This window comes from Aminobacter sp. GW821-FHT11F06 (assembly GCF_058808215.1).
Genome location: NZ_JBXARL010000005.1, coordinates 23,500 through 41,313, shown reverse-complemented (window position 1 = coordinate 41,313; position 17,814 = coordinate 23,500). Strand labels below are relative to the sequence as shown.

The window sequence follows — 17,814 nt, the reverse complement described above, 5'->3', positions numbered from 1 at the left end:
TGGCCTGCGGGATGAAAACTGACTGCGGCGGACATGCATGCCCGATGAGCGCTTTCAGATGCGCTGAAGGAACTTGATGAGGGCGCTATTCACGAGTTCGGGGCACTCTTGTGGAAGCCAGTGTCCGCAGCCTGGCACGACGATCGGTTCGGAAAGCTGAGGAACGAGCGCCGGCATCGCATTTATGATGTCCCGCATTCCGGGGATGCTGAACCCCGTGTCACGTTCGCCCACCATGAACAGAGCCGGGACCTTGATTTTCACGCCGGCGAACGAAGCCTGTAGCTGCCAATTGCGGTCCAGATTGCGGTAGTAATTCAGCCCTCCGCGAAATCCGGTCTGCATGAAGGCGCCTGCATAGGCGTCGAGGTCGGCAACAGTGAGCCAATCCGGCATTTGTTGCGGGTCGGGGAGTGGCGCAAGCAGTCCATCCCGTCGCGATACCATGCCGAACGGGTTTGGCGTTTGGTCTCCCGTCAGCCGCGCGCCAGCGTTTCCGGAGGCGGCATAAAAGACCTTCCGCAGCGTTTGCCGGATGTCTCGTTCCAGTTCCGTCTCCGCGACACCGGGTTCCTGGAAGTAGAGCGTGTAGAGTTGCGCTTCGGCGGTCTGGGGGAAGATGCGGGTTGGCGGTACGGGTGGTTGGCCCATCATCGGCACGCTCATGGCAACCACGCCCCGGAAACGATCCGGCCGCATCTGCGCCGCCTGCCAGGCAACTGTGGCGCCCCAGTCGTTGCCCACGATGATGGCGGTCTGCGCCTCAAGCGCGTCCAACAGCGCGATCATGTCACCGACGAGATGAAACACACTGTATTCGTCGACGGCCAAGGGGCACTCTGTTTGCCCGTACCCGCGCATGTCGGGCGCAACCGCGCGAAATCCTGCGGCAGCAAGTGTCGGTATTTGATGCCGCCAGGCGTGAGACGTTTCCGGAAAGCCATGGCACAAGAGAATGAGAGGCCCGTCTCCTTGCTCGACGACGTTCATACGAATGGTTCGTGTTTCGACGATCCGAGTGCGCATTTCGATCCTCCTGCTGTCGATATTTTGCCGTGGGTATCGCCTCGAACTAATTTCACCGGGCATGCTGCCGCCAACATGCCGGCCAACATAATTCGTCTTCGCATCCCGACATCCTTGAGTTCGTAATTTTCTAAGTTACAGAATGGAGAAGAGTCAAGCATGCGTAACAATAATTGTTACGCTTTAGGGAAGGCTAAATGAAACGAGATGGCCGATTGGCACGGATGATCCATGTGCTCATCCACATGGGGTTGCTCGGTGGGCGGGAAACATCGGAAACGATCGCAAAGATGTTGAACACCAATCCTGTGGTCGTGCGCCGCACGATGGGCGCTCTGAAACGCAGTGGCGTGGTGGATTCGGAGGGTGGTCGCGGAGGCGGCTGGATGCTTTTGCGGTCCCTCGATGAATTGACCGTGCTTGACGTTCAGAAGGCATTGGATGAAGGACAGCTTCTGCCCGCAACCGTGTCGAAGGATCACCCTTCCTGCCCGGTGGAACGCGCAACGAATGCAGCTCTGGTGGACGCATTCAGCCGCGCGGAGCTCACCTTGGCTGAAGAGTTCGCGAGGCTCAGGCTCTCAACCATTGCCGAGCGTGCAGTGGCTGCCGGAAATGCGTGACGACTGCGGCGCGGTCGCACTCTTTCTAGCGGCGATAAAGCACCATGCCCGCGTGGTAGAGCACGTCATCGACGAAATCGCCATCCGCAGTGAAGCCCGTATCGTCCCAATATTCGATATGATCGCCGGTCACCTCATAGCGCCCTTCATAGGCGCTCTCACGAGCGCCCCGCGCCTCCACGTAACGGCCATTGGCCAACAATTCGTGGCGAATGCTGCCGTCGGCCGTAACCCACATGCCGACATAAGGGTGCTCTGCTGCCATATCGGTCTCTTCTGCGCTCACCACCTGACCGAGCAAGGCGACTGCCATAGACGTCACCAGAAGTCTTTTCATCGTCTGTCTCCCAATTTGAAGCAGCGCAAGGCCATCTCCACGCTGCCGATGCAGAACCGCGCCAATGCCCCACAGCACGCGCTTGATATTCACCTCGACCATGCGTTCCCATTCATCATGCTTACTCGCGGGCGATGCCTTCGCCTATCCCGTTCGAAGCACCGGTGATCAAAGTGATCTTGTTCAAGATCTGTCCCTTGCTTGTTGCCTAGGAAAGATGGACTTTTCCAACTATCGCCAGTACCCCTTCAATCATGGACATCGTGGTTAGTAGAATTTGACAAATAAGATCGACCTCAACCTGGTGCCCTTGTTTCAGGCGGTGGCGGAGGAGGACAATTTCCGCGCAGCCGCCGATCGCCTGGGGGTCACGCGATCTGCCGTGAGTCAAGGCATCCGGCGCCTTGAGGACGCCATTGGCACGGCGCTGGTGACGCGCACCACGCGCTCGGTTCGATTGACCGAGGCGGGGGAGAGCCTGCGTATGGCCCTGTCGCGCCCCCTGTCGGACATCATGGCCGCGCTGGAGCAACTGGCGGCCGAAGATCGGCCGCGTGGTTTGCTGAGAATCGCCGTCACCTCCATCGCCGAAGACTTCCTGTCGGGGCACTTTCTCTCCAGCTTTGCCGAGGCCAATCCCGCCGTCACCATCGACGTGACGGTAACGGACGAGGAATTCGACATCGTAGCGGCCGGGTTCGACGCGGGTGTCCGGCTTGGCGAGGTGATTGAGCAGGACATGATCGCCGTGCCGCTCGGAGGTACCCGGCGCGAAGCCGTCGTAGCCTCGCCCACCTATGTGGCTGCCCACGGTGTGCCCACCCACCCGCGCGAGCTCGTTCGCCACCGCTGCATCGGCTGGCGCCCAGCGATCAATGTCGCTCCATATCGATGGGAATTCGAGGAAAATGGCGTTGCCTTCGACGTCGCGGTCGAACCGCAGATCACAACGAACGATCTTCGACTGATGCTACGCTCCGCACTTTCCGGGGCCGGGATCACCTTCGCGATACGCGAGACGTTCCTGCCCTATGCGGACAGGGGCGAGCTCGTCTGGCTGCTCGAAGACTTCCTGCCGCCCTTTCCTGGATTCTATCTCTACTATCCGCAACGCCGAAACATGGCGCCAAAGCTCCGCTCATTGGTTGAGCATGTGCGCCGTTACAACTGGTCAACAGGATAGACCCGCTGTGCTGTCGCTCAGCAGGACGGTCAACGCATTGTGCGTCCTCACCCTCGTCCGCGATGGGTTTCTCAATCTAAATGACCTGGTCAACCGAGGCGACTGAAAGCGTCGTTGGACCTCTGCGCGCATTACGGGGCGCGATAGCGCAAGAGATCGATGAAGGCCGAGAGGGCCGCGGGTTTTTGTTTCCGACTCGGATAGTAGAGATAATAGCCTGGGAAAGGCGGACACCACGCTTCGAGGCAGCGCACCAGCCGGCCAGCGCTTATGTGTTCGGCCACCTGATCCTCGAAGATATAGGCCAGTCCTTGCCCCGCCAAGGCGGAAGCCTCGAGCACGTCGCCCTCATTCACCGTCAGGGCGCCGCCGACCTTGACATCGAGCGGCCTCCCCTCGTCCCAGAAGCGCCAGCGGAAAATTTCGCCGGCGCTGGCCATGCGGAAATTGATGCAATTGTGCTCCGCCAGGTCGCCGGGTGATGCCGGCAATGGATGGCGTGATCAATAGGATGGGGCGGCGACGACGGCAGCTCGCACATCGGGACCGATCGGCACCGAGACCATGTCTTTTTCCACATATTCGCCAAACCGGATGCCGGCATCGAACCCTGCCGCCACGATGTCGGTGAACCTGTCGTCAATCACCACCTCGACCCTCACCTCCGGATAGGATTCAAGGAAAGTGGTGAGCTTGGGCAAGACGATGGACAGGTAGGGCGACTTGATGGTCGTCACCCGGATCGTCCCCGACGGCCGGTCTCGAAGATTGGTCAATGCACGCAGGCGTTCTTCGATATCCTCAAAGGCGGGCTGCAGCGTCCGCAGCAATTCCTCCCCCGCTTCCGTTGGTCGCACGCTCCTGGTCGTACGGGCCAGAAGCCGCAGGCCAAGCCTTACTTCGAGCGCCGAGACTGTCTGGCTGAGGGTCGATTGGGAAAGGCCGAGGCGCGCGGCGGCCCTGGTAAAACTGCATTCTTGAGCGACAGCGGCAAAAGCCGCCAGTTCTCCCAGTTCCTCGCGCCGCATTCATTGGCTCCTTCCATAAGCTCAATGGGATTATAGCGCCTAATCATGGGAATGTTCGAGTGCTAGATCTTCGTCACTCATTTGAACGGAGACGAAGCACCGTATCGGCGTGAAAACGGTGGTGGCCGATCTCTCGACCAACGAAGGCGTGGCCCGGATCGAGGCGATCCTCGCCGAAGAAGCAGGCATAAACCTGCTCGTCAACAATGCCGGCACCTCTGGTCTCGGGACGACCGACAGGCTTTCCGCCGGCGAAATCGCCGCCATGCTCGATGTCAACATCACGGCATTGACGCGCCTGTCGCGCGCGGCGGTGATGTCCTTCCGGACCCGCGACAAGGGCACGATCGTCAACCTGGCCTCAGCCATGTCGGTGGCGGTCCTGCCGATCACCTCGGTCTATAGCGGCACCAAGGCTTACGTGCTGCTGTTCAGCCTCGGCCTGCAACAGGAGCTGCAGGGCACAGCGGTCAAGGTGCAGGTGGTGCTGCCAGCCGCTGTCGCCACCGAAATCTACGACGGCTCGATTTTGCCGCTCGACCAGATCCCGCCAGCGCTGGTCATGACGCCTGAAAACATGGTTAAGGCGGCCCTGGCCGGGCTCGACAAGGGTGAGGCCGTCACCTGGCCCTCCGTGTCCAACCTGGAGCTCTGGCACCAATACGAGGCCTCGGCCGCCGCCCTCTTCAACGCTACCCAGACCGGCCAGCCGGCCGCTCGCTACGCCGGCTGAACGGCAACGCGCTCAGTTGGACCATAGCGAAAAGTGCGACGTGGCCGGCACTCGTCCAGCCTGGCGTTCGGGACGCGGAAGACTATGGCGAACGCACAAACCAGGAGAACGATCAGACGATAGCAGTTGCGTGAGATGGTGCCGTTGGGCGCGATCAAAAAAAATGCCGCCACTCTGATTACCTTGATTACTTAAAAAAGAGGAGTTTTCACGCGGCATTCAACGTAAGGGATAATGTCCGGTTGAAGTCTGGCGGACCCAAAATGGCCATTACCGACCCAAGCGCCGGCAACAGTATGGTTGATATATTTTGGTTTTTTGCTCCCGATTTACAGATGACTTGGTAATAGTCGATCTCCATCGGTTATGTTGGAGTTTGATATGCCTTCGTCAAATTTCTTTACTGCCGTACAAGCGCCTGAAATTATCGGAACACGAATACAAACACTCAACTACTCCACCTCAGACGTTGCGGAGACAGATCGCCTGATTTTCTGGCAAGACCTCTTGTCTTGTTTGTTCAAGGTAACGTTGCCGTTTCATCGGCGAAAGCAAGGGTTTTTCGCGTCGCTGACCGTCTACCACCTGGGCCTGGCGCTGGTCATGCACGGCAAGAGCGATTTCGCCCGCTATACGAGGACCGATACCAAGCTCCGGCGCGACGACCTGGATCACTTCGTCATCCACATCTGCACTCATGATGGCGGGTTCCTGCGCCGGTCCGGCCACAAGCGTCTACGTCGCCTGGATGTCGGGATCATCGATCTGGCCAGCCCGCTCGACTTCGTCGCGCATCCCGGCGAAAGCGTAAGCTTGGTCCTGCCGCGGTCGCTGCTGTCTCCGGCCGCGGGCGGGCCGGGTGGCCGACCTGCCCGCATTCTCAGTGGCGACACGGCCATGGGCGCCCTGCGGGGACAGCATATCATGACATTGTGCCAACAGGCCCCGCGCCTTTGGCTCCATGAAGCGGCAGTCCTCACTCAGGTGACGGCAACGCTCGCGGATGCATGTCTGGCGATCGGCACCGTCGCTTCGCCCGCCTCAGCAACGGATCTGCACGACGGACTTGTCCGCACCATTCGACGCTATATCGAAGAGCGTCTGCACCAATCGGACCTGGCGCCTGAAGCACTGGCCACCGAATTCCATATCTCGCGAAGCCAACTCTACCGATTGTTCGAGGCGCGCGGAGGCGTTCACCACTACATCAGGCTTCGCCGTCTCCGACGTGCAATGTTCGATATCTGCAGCCCGAAGTTTCACCATCGCCGCATCAGCGACATTGCCTACGATCTCGGCTTCCGGAACGATGCGCATTTCGGCCGGATCTTCCATGAAGCCTTTGGCGTGTCGCCTCGTGCGGCGCGGCAAGCCTTCCGTCGCGGAGAAGCCGAATGGCTCGCGATCCCGGGACCTGCCCCCGGCAGCAACCAACTGGAACACTGGCTCAGGGAATTGATGGCCGTCTGAAGGTGTCCCCACCCTGCCATCCGCCTGCCTTACCCGCGCCGGGACGGATGGACAGGTTTTTTGGACGCCAGCCTCAGGACGAATACAAATAGGTAATGCAAGTTAAGCGTCGCGCCACCGTATGAAATACTGAAAATGTTAAAGGATTATCTTAGTGGCGATGCTTGCCGATAACATTAGGAGTCTATCCTGCATGGCGCGTGTGTACTGCGTATCTGAATCGATATCAGCAAAGGTTCGAGGAGACCAACATGGCGAAGCTGCACATTTATAAGAAGGTTGGGATTATGTGGACGAAGGTCGCCAGCGGCGACGGCACCGTCAGCACCAGTGAACCGTTCAAGATCGACATCACGTCCGGTTCCGTTTCGAAAGGCAATACCTACGACGTCAGGCAAGGGCAGTCGGTGACCGGTGAACTTTGCAGTTGCACCTCGGTCGCCGACAAGAAGGCAACCTTCAGCGCGGCCAGCGCAGACGGCGTGGACATCCACGAGTTGGAGGTTGCGAGGAACAATCTCGGCGCCTTCTACTCGGCGCTGGCTGCCGTGTCCAAGGAAGTGACGATCCTGGTCGATCTGGACGATCTGACGACGCTCAAGGCTAACGACTATGCCATGTGCTTCGCCAAGAAGGTCGCATCCGACGATGACAGCGGGAGCTACAACGTCGTCTGGCAATCGCTGTCCAAGTTTGTCTACAGCACCTCCTTCTCCTGGACGCCGCAGTTTTCGCTGTTCGGCACCAATGTCTTTGCCGACACGGTGACGGTGACGGCGACGACAAACCAGCGGTCTCTCGGACTTGGCCAGGAATGCCTTCTCGATCCGAACGGTATCCTGGAGCCGCCCTCGACCGGAGGGCCGGTCACCGGCGTGACAATGCAAAACCAGTTCGGCCTGATCCACCCGGCGCTCAGCCAGATCTCCACGCTCAATGGCGTCCCGCATACGACGCCGCTCTACGTGGCGCCCAGCGGGATGGTGCAAGGTGAAGTGACGTTGACGCCGATCGACACGGTGCTCGTCTGGTTCCAGCAGGACATCGCGACGTCGACGATGTTCAGTTCGGCCCGCTCGATGTCGGTGGAGGTGGATCTCACCACCACCAACTCCGCTACCCGCCTGTACAAGGGCGGCCAGTGGTCGACCCCGCTCTGAGCAGCAGGCCGCGGCGTCCCGGGCGGCATTCGTCGCGCGGGACGCTACGCGCTCGGGCGCCGTCAGATCGCCACCATGAGCGATTTGATGTGCCCTTCCCGAGAGATCGGTGACAGTTCATTCCGGATAGATGGGTTACACATTCGAACTTTGCCGGGAGTTCGATATCTCGCGCAAGACCGGCTACAAGATCCTCGCGCGCTACAACGATAGCGCGCGGCTGGTTTGATCAGCAATTTTTAGCAATTGCTCAAATGCCACATCCAATCGTCAAAATGGATTCCTGAATACCGGCTTACTTGCACGCAAGAAGATATAAGCTCATGCTCATGTTGGGCTGTTGGGGCATCAACGGAGGCGTTCCGTGAGCCCAATGATTTTGCCCCGCTTTCGGTTTCGGCAAAAATCTACAACCCCACCAATATTTCAAAATCTGTCGGCGACGCTAGTCGCTGTCACGTCCGCGCTGAGCGCCATGCTGTCGACCCAAGGACCAGCGATGGGCCAGGTTGTCGGGCCGAGCCCACCAACGGTCACGACGACGATCAACGTTGCGTCTGGAACCACCACCGTCGTCGGCAGCACGATCATAAGCACGACCGGGGCAACGCCCGCGACCAACGTCACCGGCGGTGTGCTTGTGCTGAACAGTTCCGCTAGTCCTAGCCCGGGTCTGATCACGTTGCAGACCGTCGATGGCAACGCGCTCCAGGCCAGCGGCGGAACGATCAGCGTGCCGAATGGCAGCCTCGGCATCCAGACCGTCGGCGGCCACGCGGTGCTCGCCAACGGGGCGACGAGCAGCGTCACTCTCAACGGTGCCGCAATCACCACCACCGGCGTCGGTGCAGGGCTGGCAGCGATCGGCGGAACGATCAACGCCACCGCTGTCACCATCAACAACACCGCCACGGCGGGCACGAACATTTCAGCTGGCCACGGCGCTATCGCCGAGAGCGGCGGCACGATCTTCCTGCATTCGGGCACTAGCATCACGACGGCGGCGTTCAACTCGGTCGGGCTCGGCGCGTCTGGTGCCGGCAGCCGCATCGTCGCAGACGTGCTTATCCCAGTGACGATGAACGGCAATGGGGCGATGGGCGTCTATCTGCATGACGGCGGCCAGGTGACGCTGTTGCCTGGATCAACCCTGCAGATGAATGGCACTAACAGCATCGGCGTCTCGGTCGACAATAGCACTGTCGCGGCGGGCACGATCGGCAGCGGCCTGACTATCAACCTCAATGGCGTTCACGCCACCGGACAAGCGGGCAGCGCGGGACTGGTCGCTTTTAACGGCGCAACGGTCACGATCGAGAACCTTACAGTCGCCGGGCCAGACGCCGCGGTCGGGGTATGGGCCCGTCCCAACAGCAGTGTCACGGTGTCGGGCAACAGCGTGATCAATATCGCAGCACCCGCGAACCCGACATATTACACTTTGGCCACGGCCAATCTCGTGACACCCAATGGACCGGTTGGTTCGAGCTTCAGCGTGACAGGCGCGATCCCTGCCGCCGGGCTCAAGTCAGATGGCCCAAACAGCCTGATCACCAGCACGGGCACCACGATCAATGTGACGGGAGGCAACGGCGCGGCGGGCGTCAATACATCATTCAACGGCGCCGTCGACATGACGGCCAACACCATCACCACAACCGGCACGGATTCGTTCGGCATCAGGGTAGATAGCGGCACGGTGATCGGTCGCAATTCCAGCGTTACTACCTCCGGCGGCGGTGCCGCTCTGTTTTTCAATTTCGGTCCAGGCACGATCGACCTCACCAACACGCCGGTGCTGGCGACGGGAGCGGGTACGTTCGGGCTCTATTCGCTGAACCTCACGGCAAGCGGGATAGACAATGTGCGCCTGGCCGGCGGCAGCCTGGTCAGCACCGAGTCCATCGCCATCGGCGCCGAAGGTCCGCTTAACATGGTGGTGACCGACGGAGCGGTGGTGACCGGCGGCGGGGGCTACATGCTAGTGGCCTACGCCAACACATTCGCGCCGCAGGCAACCGCCGTGCAACTGGACGCGTCCAACGGCAGCGTGCTGAACGGCCACGCCCTGGCGGAGGCGCTCACCACGCTCAACATCGACCTCGCCACCGGCTCGCACTGGACCGGCGCGGCGTTCGACGTCACCAATGTTTCGGTCGACCCGACCAGCATCTGGACCATCCCGGCAAGCTCGAACGTCACGCAGCAGACGGCCAATGCCGGGCTGATCGAATTCGTCGCACCGGTCGGAGATCCGACGCAACTGGCAAGCTACAAGACGCTGACGACGCAGAATTATGTCGGCCAGGGCGGCACGATTGCGCTCAACACCTATCTTGGCGCCGACGGCTCGCCCTCTGATATGCTCGTCATCAATGGCGGGACGGCAACCGGCCTGACGTCCCTAGTCGTCAGGAACACCACTGGTCTGGGCGCCTTGACGCTTTCCGACGGCATCAAGGTTGTCGACGCCATCAATGGCGCGACGACGGCCAACGGATCGTTTGTCCTGCGTGGCGACTATGTCACCAAGGACGGCCAGCAGGCGGTGGTCGGCGGTGCCTTTGCCTACACTCTGTTCCACAATGGCGTCACCGATCCCTCCGACAGCGACTGGTATCTGCGTTCGGAAATTGTTCCGCCGCCCATTCCACCCATCCCACCGCAGCCGCGCTATCAGCCCGGCGTGCCCCTCTACGAAGCCTATCCGCAGCACCTTCTGGCGCTGAACGGCGTGCCGACGCTGCAGCAGCGTGTCGGCAACCGCTACTGGACCGAGCCCGCCCCAGCCCCCGAGACGGTGTTCTGCAAGGATGCCTCGCAGAACTTCCGCTGCGCGGTGTCCAACGAACAGGCGCAATATTATGCCGGCAATGCTGATGGCACCCGGGCGTTGATCGAAGACCAGCGGGCGATCTGGGGCCGCATCGAAGGCAGCCACAGCAAGATCGAGCCGGCCGTCACCACCTCGGGCACCGACTACGACACCAATGTGTGGAAGCTGCAGGCCGGTCTCGACGGGCTGCTGCACGAGGCCGAAGATGGCTCGAAGCTGATCGGCGGCATCACCGTGCATCTCGGCCAGGCCTCGAGCAACGTCACCTCGTTCTTCGGCGATGGCAGCATCGACACGACAGGTGGTGGCTTCGGCGGCACGCTGACCTGGTATGACCAGAACGGCTTTTATGTCGACGGCCAGGCCCAGCTGACCTGGTTCAACAGCGACCTGACCTCAAAGGCGCTTGGCCTTGCGACACCGACGCTGACCGATGGCAATGGCGGTTTTGGTTATGCGCTGTCGCTCGAAACCGGCAAGAAGATCGCCCTCAACGAAGCCTGGACGCTGACCCCGCAGGCCCAGCTTGTCTATTCGAATGTCCATTTCAGCCGCTTCACCGATGTCTTCGGCGCCAATGTCTCGCTCGACAGCGGCGACTCCTTGCGCGGCCGCCTCGGCATCTCGGCCGACCACGACCGCAACTGGAAGGACGAGGAAGGCAAGACCCGGCGCAGCCATCTCTACGGCATCGCCAATCTCTATTACGAGTTCCTCGACGCCACCCAGGTCGACGTCTCAGGCGTCAGCTTCGAAACGCGGCCCGACAGGCTGTGGGGCGGGCTCGGCCTTGGCGGTTCCTACAACTGGAACGACGACAAATATTCGATCTATGGCGAGGTTTCGGTCAACAGTTCGCTGGAAAACTTCGGCGACAGCTACGCCCTTGCCGGCACCGCCGGCTTCAGGGTGAAGTGGTGAGAAAAACAGGAGGGGCAACAACCAGAACCGGGATCGCGGCGGGCCTCTCCCGGAGAGAGGGTCTTGGCTACCTACTAGAGGGCGCAGAAAAATGGCAAACGTACGTACGGCCAATTGCCCAATAGGACTGTCATCCCCACCGAGGGCGGACGGTACTTGTGCTATGCTAAGGCCGGATTATGTCACGCCAAAAAAAACAACAGCTGCACATTGTATAGTCGCTCGCGCTTGGCCTTGGCGAAAAGCTGTGCGCCGACCAGCGAAAATGGCCTCGAAGCGCTCTTGGCTTACCTGCAGCTCAAGAATTTCGCGACCACACTCGGTGGCGACCGATAGCCCTTAGGCAGCCACACAATGTCATAGGTCGCGTCAGCGACGGGCCAACGTTCCACACGTGGCGTGCAATAGGAGCGCCTCTCCTATTGGCCAGTTTGCGAGCGCTCGACCAATGAGACATCTGAACTCTGCATCGAGGTCAATCTCCCTGGCATTCAGCCCGTTGCTGGGGGGCAGTCATCTTGCGCATGAGCCGGCTGCTCCAAGACCACCTAGTCCGGCGCATCAAGGTTTGGTCCGGCCGGACTGGAGTTGAAAAGCTCGAGACGCATATCGCCCACGTCCCCATTGTGACAGCGAAGAACTGTCAGACTGGCAGATCCAACGGGGATTATACGCGATGGTGTAAGAGCGAGGAAGCTTTCAAGAAGTGCCCGCACCACGCCTCCGTGAGCGACGATGAGCAAAGTGGAGGTGGTTCGGCTGGCCAGCCTCAACACAGCATTGTGGGTCCGCGTCCGAAAATCGGTCCAGCTCTCGCCTCCCGGCGGGGTATAGGTACCCGCACGCCAGCCGGCATAGGCTTCGCCATTCGTCGTCTTGAGATTCATGATCGCCTGCCCCGTCCACAGACCTACATCGTGTTCGCGCAGATCCTCAAGTCGCTCGGCATCCGCGAATCCGAGCAGTTTGGCTGTAACAAGAGTACGCTTTAGGTCCGACGTCGCCACCAGGTCAGGCGCCAACGCCTTAATCGTAGCGCGTAGCGCCTTAGCTTGGTTACGGCCTTCCGCGGAAAGCCCGATATCAGCGTGGCCTCGAAGTCGGCGAGTGGCGTTCCACTCGGATTCGCCGTGGCGGACGATAAGTAGACGATTCATGATGCCAACCTCCCTTGCGCATCGAAACAGGCCGCAGGGATGGGTGGGAGCAGGAAGTGAACCGTCTCGCCCATAGAGAAGCGGAGGCTTCATCAGTAACCGCCGTAAGACGCAATCCGTTCCTCATGCACGTCGGGCACGGACTTCAATTGACAAAGATCACATATCGTGATCACGTATTGTTGTCACAGTTTGGGGGAGCGTGAATGCTTAGGGTCGTCGCTATCGTAAGGGTTCCATCGGAACGATCGGATCACAGCCAGTCAGGTCGGTTCGACTTTTCATGAGCAAGGCGCCCGGTATTTCGATCAAGAATCTCGCGGTTTCATTCAGGACGAAGACCAGCACCGTTACGGCTCTTGATGATGTTTCATTCGACATTGCGCCAGGATCGTTCCTGAGCATCGTCGGGCCGTCTGGCTGCGGCAAGACCACGCTTCTGAAGATCCTCTCAGGTGTTCTTCAGCCCACGAGTGGTACGGTGTTGTTTGACGGCGAGCCGCTCAGCCGGCTCAAGACTCAGGGCCAGGTCGGTTACGTCTTTCAGCGTCCGCTGCTGCTTCCGTGGCGAACCACCCTCGACAACGTCATGCTGACGATGGAAGTGGCGCGCCGCAACATGAGCCGCGCCGAGCGTGAGGCTGAAGCACGGCGCTGGCTCAAGATCGCTGGCCTTCAGGGCTTCGAGGAGCGCTTTCCGCACGAATTGTCGGGTGGCATGCAGCAGCGTGTCTCTATCTGCCGCGCCTTGGCGTTTCAGCCTCGGATCCTGTTGATGGACGAGCCTTTCGCCGCTCTCGATGAGATCACACGGGAGACGTTGCAGGAGGAACTGCTGCTGCTGTGGGCGCAGACAGAAACCACTGTGGTTTTCATCACGCATTCGATTCCAGAAGCCGTGCTGCTGTCGGAACAGGTCGTCGTCATGTCCGCCCGTCCTGGTCGGGTTCTTGAACGCATCCCGGTGCCGTTCGAGCGGCCGCGTACCGAAGAGACGCGCGAGCGACCCGAGTTCCTGGCGCTCGCCAGCCATATCCGCAGCCTCCTGCGTCACCGCGATCCAGTGACGGCTTGAAAAGGGACCATACATGTACCGCCTCAGCGTCGTCGCCGGCCAAGCTATGGTCTTCATCGTATTCTTCGCTGCATGGGAGGTGCTCGTGCATCTTCTCCAGATCAAGCCGGTGATCTTGCCACCCCCCAGCCGCATCGCGGTATCTGCATGGCAGAACCGCGAGTTGCTGCTCGCCAACACATGGCCGACCTTCGTCGCCATCTCGCTTGGCTTCCTCTACGCGGTCGCGGCGGGTTTCGTCATTGCGATTGGCATCGCCTATTCGAGGATCATCCGTGAACTGACCTATCCCTTCCTCGTCGCTGCACAAATTCTGCCGAAGATCGCGTTTGCGCCGCTGTTTCTCATTTGGTTCGGCTTCGGTTTGACACCGAAGATCGTCATTGCTGCGCTGATCGCCTTCTTTCCAGTCGTGATCAACACGGCCAAGGGTCTGACTTCGGTCGACAAGGAGCTGCTGCAATACATGGATTCGCTCGGCGCCAGCGGCTGGGAGAAATTCACCAAGATCAGCCTGCCATGGGCGATGCCCTACTTCTTCGCCGCGCTCAAGATATCCATCACCCTGGCCATCGTTGGTGCCGTGGTCGGAGAGTTTGTCGCTGCAGGTGAAGGCCTCGGCTACATCATCAATTCCTCGAACATATCGCTCGATACCGAACTCATGTTCGCGGCCATCGTATGCATGAGCGTGCTCGGGATCCTGCTTTTTCTCGTCATCGTTGCCGCCGAGCGGATGGTCGTGGTCAACGCCCAGGATGACGCGTCAGGGGCATCAGCGACCATGTGAGGAGACGGGTGAGTGATGACTGCTTTTCGAATGGGTTACGCAAAAGGGAGATGAAGATGTCAAACAGTTTTGGGTCGTGGATTAGTCGTACTGCGATCGCGGCGTTGGGCTTCGTGGCATTCGGCACCTCGGCCGATGCGGCGGATTCGGTCAAGCTGCGCCTCGACTGGGTGTTCGGATCCGAACATGCGCCTATTTTCCTGGCGCTTGAAAAAGGGTTCTTCAAGGAGGAGGGCATCGAGGTCGAACTCCTTCCGGGCGAGGGTTCGTCGGTTACGACGAAACTGGTGGGCAACCGGGATGCAGACTTCGGCTACGCGTCGGCCGATCAGGTGCTGCTTGGCGCCTCACGCGACCTGCCCGTAGTTGCGACGGCGGTGCTGCTTCAGCAGAATCCGACGGCCTTCATTTTCAAGACGTCGCAGAACATCAAGAATGTCGAGACCGATCTTTACGGCAAGACGCTCGGCATCCAGCTCAAAAGCAGCACCGGCCGTCAGTGGGAGGCGATCAAGAAGACGCTGAAACTCGATCCTGCCAAGCTGACCGAGGTACCGGCGGATGGCGCGCTGGTGTCGCTTATCGCTGCGGATCGCATCGATGTCGGCGTCGGGTTTTATTTCAACGACGCACTGAAGCTGAAGGCGACCGGCGAGAATGTCAGCTGGATTCTACTCGAAGATCTCGGCATGAAGATGTATTCCACGACGCTTATGACCAATGCCGAGCTGATCGCGGAGAATCCCGATCTGGTAGCGCGTTTTACCAAAGCATTCGTGCGCGGCTGGGACTACTCGATCGCGCACCCCGACGAGGCCTACGAAGCCTTCGTGAAAGCCAATCCCAGCACGGACAAGGTCTATGCCAAGCTGAAACTCCCGGAGGTTCTGAAGCTCACCCAGTCGCCGGACGTGAAGGCAAACGGATTGGGCTCGTCGACGCTCGCAGGGTGGAACGAACTCCAGAGCCAGCTCGTCGAGATGGGTCTTCTGAAGAACAGTATCGACGTTTCCAAGGCGTTTACAAATCAGTTTCTTAAATAGTCGCCTTGCGGGCCACTGAAGTGGGGTCATACATGACTACAGCCGACATCTTCATCATTGGCACCGGTTACTACGCCGAAGTCATGATCGGCGACCTGGCTTCCACCGCAACAGGACGGCTTCGTGTCGCGATCGGGGGCCGCAACGAAGAGCGGCTCCAGTGGCTGGCCGAGGCTGGCCGTGCCAGGGCGGCCATTTTCGGGAGGCCCGTGACGTTCGAGATCGGGAAAGTCGATTTCACCTCGTCGTCGGGCGTCGCCGCAAGTCTCGATGCGATACGTCCGCGGGTCGTCGTCCATTCCGCGTCATTGCAGTCGCCCTGGAAGGTCGACCGCAATGACACACGATGGTCGCGTCTCGTCGCGGAGGGCGGGTTCGGCCTGACACTGGCGCTTCATTCCGTCCTCCCGACGCGAACAGCCACTGCAATCTTGCAGATGGACAGCAACATTTCCTTCGTCAACACCTGCTACCCCGACGGCGTGAACCAGGTCCTCCATGCGGCCGGGTTGCCCATCACGACAGGCGTAGGCAACGTCGGCATCTTCTCTGCGGTGATTGCCGGCATGCTGGAGCCCGAGCAGCGCGCGTCGGTGCGCGTTCTGGCGCATCATCAGCATCTCGTGCAATGGCGAAAAATCGGCAGCGAGCGTGCAGGCCCTCCGGTTCGTGCCTGGATCGGGGATGCCGAAATCTCGAATGTCGATGAGCGGACGCGTCACATCGTGCTTCCGTATAGAGACCTCAATGTCATCTCGGGTGCATCCGCCGTGCCGGTGCTCCTCGCCTTGGCGGGATTTGGCGATATCCGGACGCATGCGCCGGGGCCGGGCGGACTGCCGGGCGGATACCCGGTGCATGTGTCTGAAGGCCAGGTATCCCTCGACCTTCCCAAAAGCCTGTCCCGTGATGGCGCAATCCTTTGGAACCGAGGCTTCGAAAACGCAGACGGCGTCAGCATTTCGGCGACGGGGCGCGTGACCTATTCCGAACGTGCCCGCAACGCGCTTGCCGCCTACAGCCCTACGCTATCGGAAGGCTTTGAGGTCACCGAGGTCGAGGGTGCCGCAACGGCCCTTGGCCAGCTCCGCGACAAACTCGGAGGCTAAAGCTTGCGATGAACCCGATCACACTCCCTTCGACGCCGTCATTTCGTCTCGACGGACGCCGCGCCCTTGTCACCGGTGCCGGACGCGGCATCGGTCTCGCCGCTGCCGCTTGCTTGGCTGAGGTTGGCGCCAGCGTTACCTTGTGCGCACGAACGGCATCCGAGGTTGAGGCAGCGGCAGAAGCCATCCGGGCAGCGGGTGGGATCGCCGACGCACTGGCGTTGGATGTCACCGATCTTGACACTGTACGTCAGGCGCTGGATGGCAGGGAGCCATACGACATCCTGGTCAGCAATGCCGGGGCCAATCGTCCCGCTGCGTTCGCCGATGTCAGTGCCGACGATTTTGATGCCGTTTTCGGCATCAATGTCAGGGCCGCCTTCTTCCTTGCACAGACTGTCACAAAGGCCCTCGTCTCTGCAGGTCGCAAGGGTTCAATCATACATATTTCTTCGCAGCTAGGCCACGTTGGTGCACCGAGCCGATCGGTCTATGTCGCATCGAAATTTGCGATCGAAGGTTTGACCAAGGCTCTTGCCACCGAATTCGGCCCGAAGGGTATTCGCTTCAATACGATTGCGCCAACTTTCACCGACACTCCCATGACGCGCTCATACGGTCTCGATGCTGACGCGCTGGCGGCCGTCTCGGCAAAGATCAAGCTTGGCAGGATCGGCCAGGTGGAAGACCTCATGGGAGCGATACTGTTCCTGGCCTCGGACGCGTCGTCGCTGATGACCGGCTCGTCGCTTCTGGTCGACGGCGGCTGGACCGCCGACTGACCTAAGTCGCGCCACCTCTATGGTCAGAACTTACCAGCAACGTCGAAGAAGACCCCATCGCCCTTCATGCGGTTTTCGACGGACACCTCATGCACCCATTTCGGTGTTGTCACGTTATCTGAAAATGCTCGTGCTGATCCTGGTGGTGCTCAAGTCGTGCGGGTTTCCCAACCGCAACTTTCCATTCCGCCATCGCTTGCAGGCGGTGATTGTGGATGGCGAGAGCAGAGCGTTTTGAGCGGGGCGGGACGCACAGATCGCGATCCACCGAGAAGATCGAGTTGAAGCGTTGGAGGCTTCCTGGCGATCGGAAACCCTGCAACGTCCTTTCGCGTTTTCGCAGTGGCAGATGCGAATTCTCGGCTCGATTGTTCAGCCCCTTCTGCGAGCGGTGTTCGACAGCCGGCATCTCGTGTCGCCTAGCTGCTCCATAGGATCGCAGGCGATGAGAGGAGCAACCCCGACCGTGTTGAACCGCTTGCAGGGCAGAAACAAAGCAGACTAGGTTGCTGAGCGTGTCGGTGAGCGCAGGATCTTGGTA

14 protein-coding genes and 2 pseudogenes are annotated in these 17,814 nt (G+C 60.1%); 11 read left to right on the top strand and 5 right to left on the bottom strand.

Annotated elements, in window-relative coordinates; genetic code table 11:
- Positions 1-54: 54 nt before the first annotated feature.
- Complete coding sequence (locus AC1RTB_RS13890) at positions 55-1,026, bottom strand: alpha/beta fold hydrolase (RefSeq protein WP_492881848.1); 972 nt, start codon at positions 1,024-1,026, stop codon at positions 55-57.
- A gap of 197 nt (positions 1,027-1,223) precedes the next feature.
- Between AC1RTB_RS13890 and AC1RTB_RS13885 the strand changes: the two genes are divergently transcribed.
- The gene (locus AC1RTB_RS13885; RefSeq protein ID WP_492881847.1) at positions 1,224-1,649 is read left to right on the top strand and encodes an RrF2 family transcriptional regulator; all 426 of its coding nucleotides are present in this window, start codon (positions 1,224-1,226) and stop codon (positions 1,647-1,649) included.
- Between the two features lie 25 nt (positions 1,650-1,674).
- Here the strand turns inward: AC1RTB_RS13885 and AC1RTB_RS13880 are convergent, their stop codons facing one another.
- Positions 1,675-1,962 carry an Atu4866 domain-containing protein gene (locus AC1RTB_RS13880; RefSeq protein WP_492881891.1) on the bottom strand — a complete coding sequence of 96 codons (288 nt, stop codon included), beginning with the start codon at positions 1,960-1,962 and terminating at the stop codon, positions 1,675-1,677.
- Between the two features lie 301 nt (positions 1,963-2,263).
- On the opposite strand from AC1RTB_RS13880, the gene AC1RTB_RS13875 reads away from it, so the two are divergent.
- Positions 2,264-3,169 carry a LysR family transcriptional regulator gene (locus AC1RTB_RS13875; protein WP_492881846.1) on the top strand — a complete coding sequence of 302 codons (906 nt, stop codon included), beginning with the start codon at positions 2,264-2,266 and terminating at the stop codon, positions 3,167-3,169.
- Between the two features lie 131 nt (positions 3,170-3,300).
- Here AC1RTB_RS13875 and AC1RTB_RS13870 read toward each other — a convergent pair.
- A pseudogene (locus tag AC1RTB_RS13870) lies at positions 3,301-4,197 on the bottom strand (LysR family transcriptional regulator).
- 103 nt (positions 4,198-4,300) lie between these two features.
- Here AC1RTB_RS13870 and AC1RTB_RS13865 point away from each other — a divergent pair.
- The 4 genes from AC1RTB_RS13865 to AC1RTB_RS13850 all read left to right on the top strand — a co-directional run bounded on the left by AC1RTB_RS13865 (position 4,301) and on the right by AC1RTB_RS13850 (position 11,317).
- Positions 4,301-4,930, top strand: a complete 630-nt coding sequence (locus AC1RTB_RS13865) for an SDR family NAD(P)-dependent oxidoreductase (protein WP_492881890.1) — start codon at positions 4,301-4,303, stop codon at positions 4,928-4,930.
- Between the two features lie 381 nt (positions 4,931-5,311).
- Positions 5,312-6,400, top strand: coding sequence for a helix-turn-helix domain-containing protein (locus tag AC1RTB_RS13860; protein WP_492881845.1), 1,089 nt, complete (start codon positions 5,312-5,314; stop codon positions 6,398-6,400).
- Positions 6,401-6,651: 251 nt separating this feature from the next.
- Positions 6,652-7,560, top strand: a complete 909-nt coding sequence (locus tag AC1RTB_RS13855) for a hypothetical protein (protein WP_492881844.1) — start codon at positions 6,652-6,654, stop codon at positions 7,558-7,560.
- A 475-nt stretch (positions 7,561-8,035) separates the two neighbouring features.
- The gene (locus tag AC1RTB_RS13850; RefSeq protein ID WP_492943820.1) at positions 8,036-11,317 is read left to right on the top strand and encodes an autotransporter family protein; all 3,282 of its coding nucleotides are present in this window, start codon (positions 8,036-8,038) and stop codon (positions 11,315-11,317) included.
- A gap of 548 nt (positions 11,318-11,865) precedes the next feature.
- Here the strand turns inward: AC1RTB_RS13850 and AC1RTB_RS13845 are convergent.
- A complete protein-coding gene (locus tag AC1RTB_RS13845; protein ID WP_492881842.1) occupies positions 11,866-12,474 on the bottom strand; it encodes a histidine phosphatase family protein in 609 nt (202 codons plus the stop codon).
- Positions 12,475-12,757: 283 nt separating this feature from the next.
- On the opposite strand from AC1RTB_RS13845, the gene AC1RTB_RS13840 reads away from it, so the two are divergent.
- The 5 genes from AC1RTB_RS13840 to AC1RTB_RS13820 all read left to right on the top strand — a co-directional run bounded on the left by AC1RTB_RS13840 (position 12,758) and on the right by AC1RTB_RS13820 (position 17,273).
- Complete coding sequence (locus AC1RTB_RS13840; RefSeq protein WP_492881841.1) at positions 12,758-13,549, top strand: ABC transporter ATP-binding protein; 792 nt, start codon at positions 12,758-12,760, stop codon at positions 13,547-13,549.
- A 13-nt stretch (positions 13,550-13,562) separates the two neighbouring features.
- Positions 13,563-14,339, top strand: a complete 777-nt coding sequence (locus tag AC1RTB_RS13835; protein ID WP_492881840.1) for an ABC transporter permease — start codon at positions 13,563-13,565, stop codon at positions 14,337-14,339.
- Between the two features lie 56 nt (positions 14,340-14,395).
- Positions 14,396-15,382 (top strand): ABC transporter substrate-binding protein, encoded by a 987-nt coding sequence (locus tag AC1RTB_RS13830; RefSeq protein ID WP_492881839.1) that lies wholly within the window; start codon positions 14,396-14,398, stop codon positions 15,380-15,382.
- A gap of 83 nt (positions 15,383-15,465) precedes the next feature.
- Positions 15,466-16,491, top strand: coding sequence for a hypothetical protein (locus AC1RTB_RS13825; protein WP_492881838.1), 1,026 nt, complete (start codon positions 15,466-15,468; stop codon positions 16,489-16,491).
- Positions 16,492-16,499: 8 nt separating this feature from the next.
- Complete coding sequence (locus tag AC1RTB_RS13820) at positions 16,500-17,273, top strand: SDR family NAD(P)-dependent oxidoreductase (RefSeq protein WP_492881837.1); 774 nt, start codon at positions 16,500-16,502, stop codon at positions 17,271-17,273.
- A gap of 109 nt (positions 17,274-17,382) precedes the next feature.
- Here the strand turns inward: AC1RTB_RS13820 and AC1RTB_RS13815 are convergent.
- Positions 17,383-17,718 (bottom strand): annotated as a pseudogene (locus tag AC1RTB_RS13815) (DDE-type integrase/transposase/recombinase); the annotation flags it as partial.
- Positions 17,719-17,814 lie beyond the last annotated feature (96 nt).

Coding starts and splice junctions, on each gene's coding strand:
- AC1RTB_RS13830 (WP_492881839.1), top strand. CDS start 14,396: ATGTCAAACAGTTTTGGGTCGTGGATTAGTCGTACTGCGATCGCGGCG.
- AC1RTB_RS13860 (WP_492881845.1), top strand. CDS start 5,312: ATGCCTTCGTCAAATTTCTTTACTGCCGTACAAGCGCCTGAAATTATC.
- AC1RTB_RS13890 (WP_492881848.1), bottom strand. CDS start 1,026: ATGCGCACTCGGATCGTCGAAACACGAACCATTCGTATGAACGTCGTC.
- AC1RTB_RS13880 (WP_492881891.1), bottom strand. CDS start 1,962: ATGGCAGTCGCCTTGCTCGGTCAGGTGGTGAGCGCAGAAGAGACCGAT.
- AC1RTB_RS13840 (WP_492881841.1), top strand. CDS start 12,758: ATGAGCAAGGCGCCCGGTATTTCGATCAAGAATCTCGCGGTTTCATTC.
- AC1RTB_RS13885 (WP_492881847.1), top strand. CDS start 1,224: ATGAAACGAGATGGCCGATTGGCACGGATGATCCATGTGCTCATCCAC.
- AC1RTB_RS13845 (WP_492881842.1), bottom strand. CDS start 12,474: ATGAATCGTCTACTTATCGTCCGCCACGGCGAATCCGAGTGGAACGCC.
- AC1RTB_RS13825 (WP_492881838.1), top strand. CDS start 15,466: ATGATCGGCGACCTGGCTTCCACCGCAACAGGACGGCTTCGTGTCGCG.
- AC1RTB_RS13835 (WP_492881840.1), top strand. CDS start 13,563: ATGTACCGCCTCAGCGTCGTCGCCGGCCAAGCTATGGTCTTCATCGTA.
- AC1RTB_RS13850 (WP_492943820.1), top strand. CDS start 8,036: ATGCTGTCGACCCAAGGACCAGCGATGGGCCAGGTTGTCGGGCCGAGC.
- AC1RTB_RS13820 (WP_492881837.1), top strand. CDS start 16,500: ATGAACCCGATCACACTCCCTTCGACGCCGTCATTTCGTCTCGACGGA.
- AC1RTB_RS13855 (WP_492881844.1), top strand. CDS start 6,652: ATGGCGAAGCTGCACATTTATAAGAAGGTTGGGATTATGTGGACGAAG.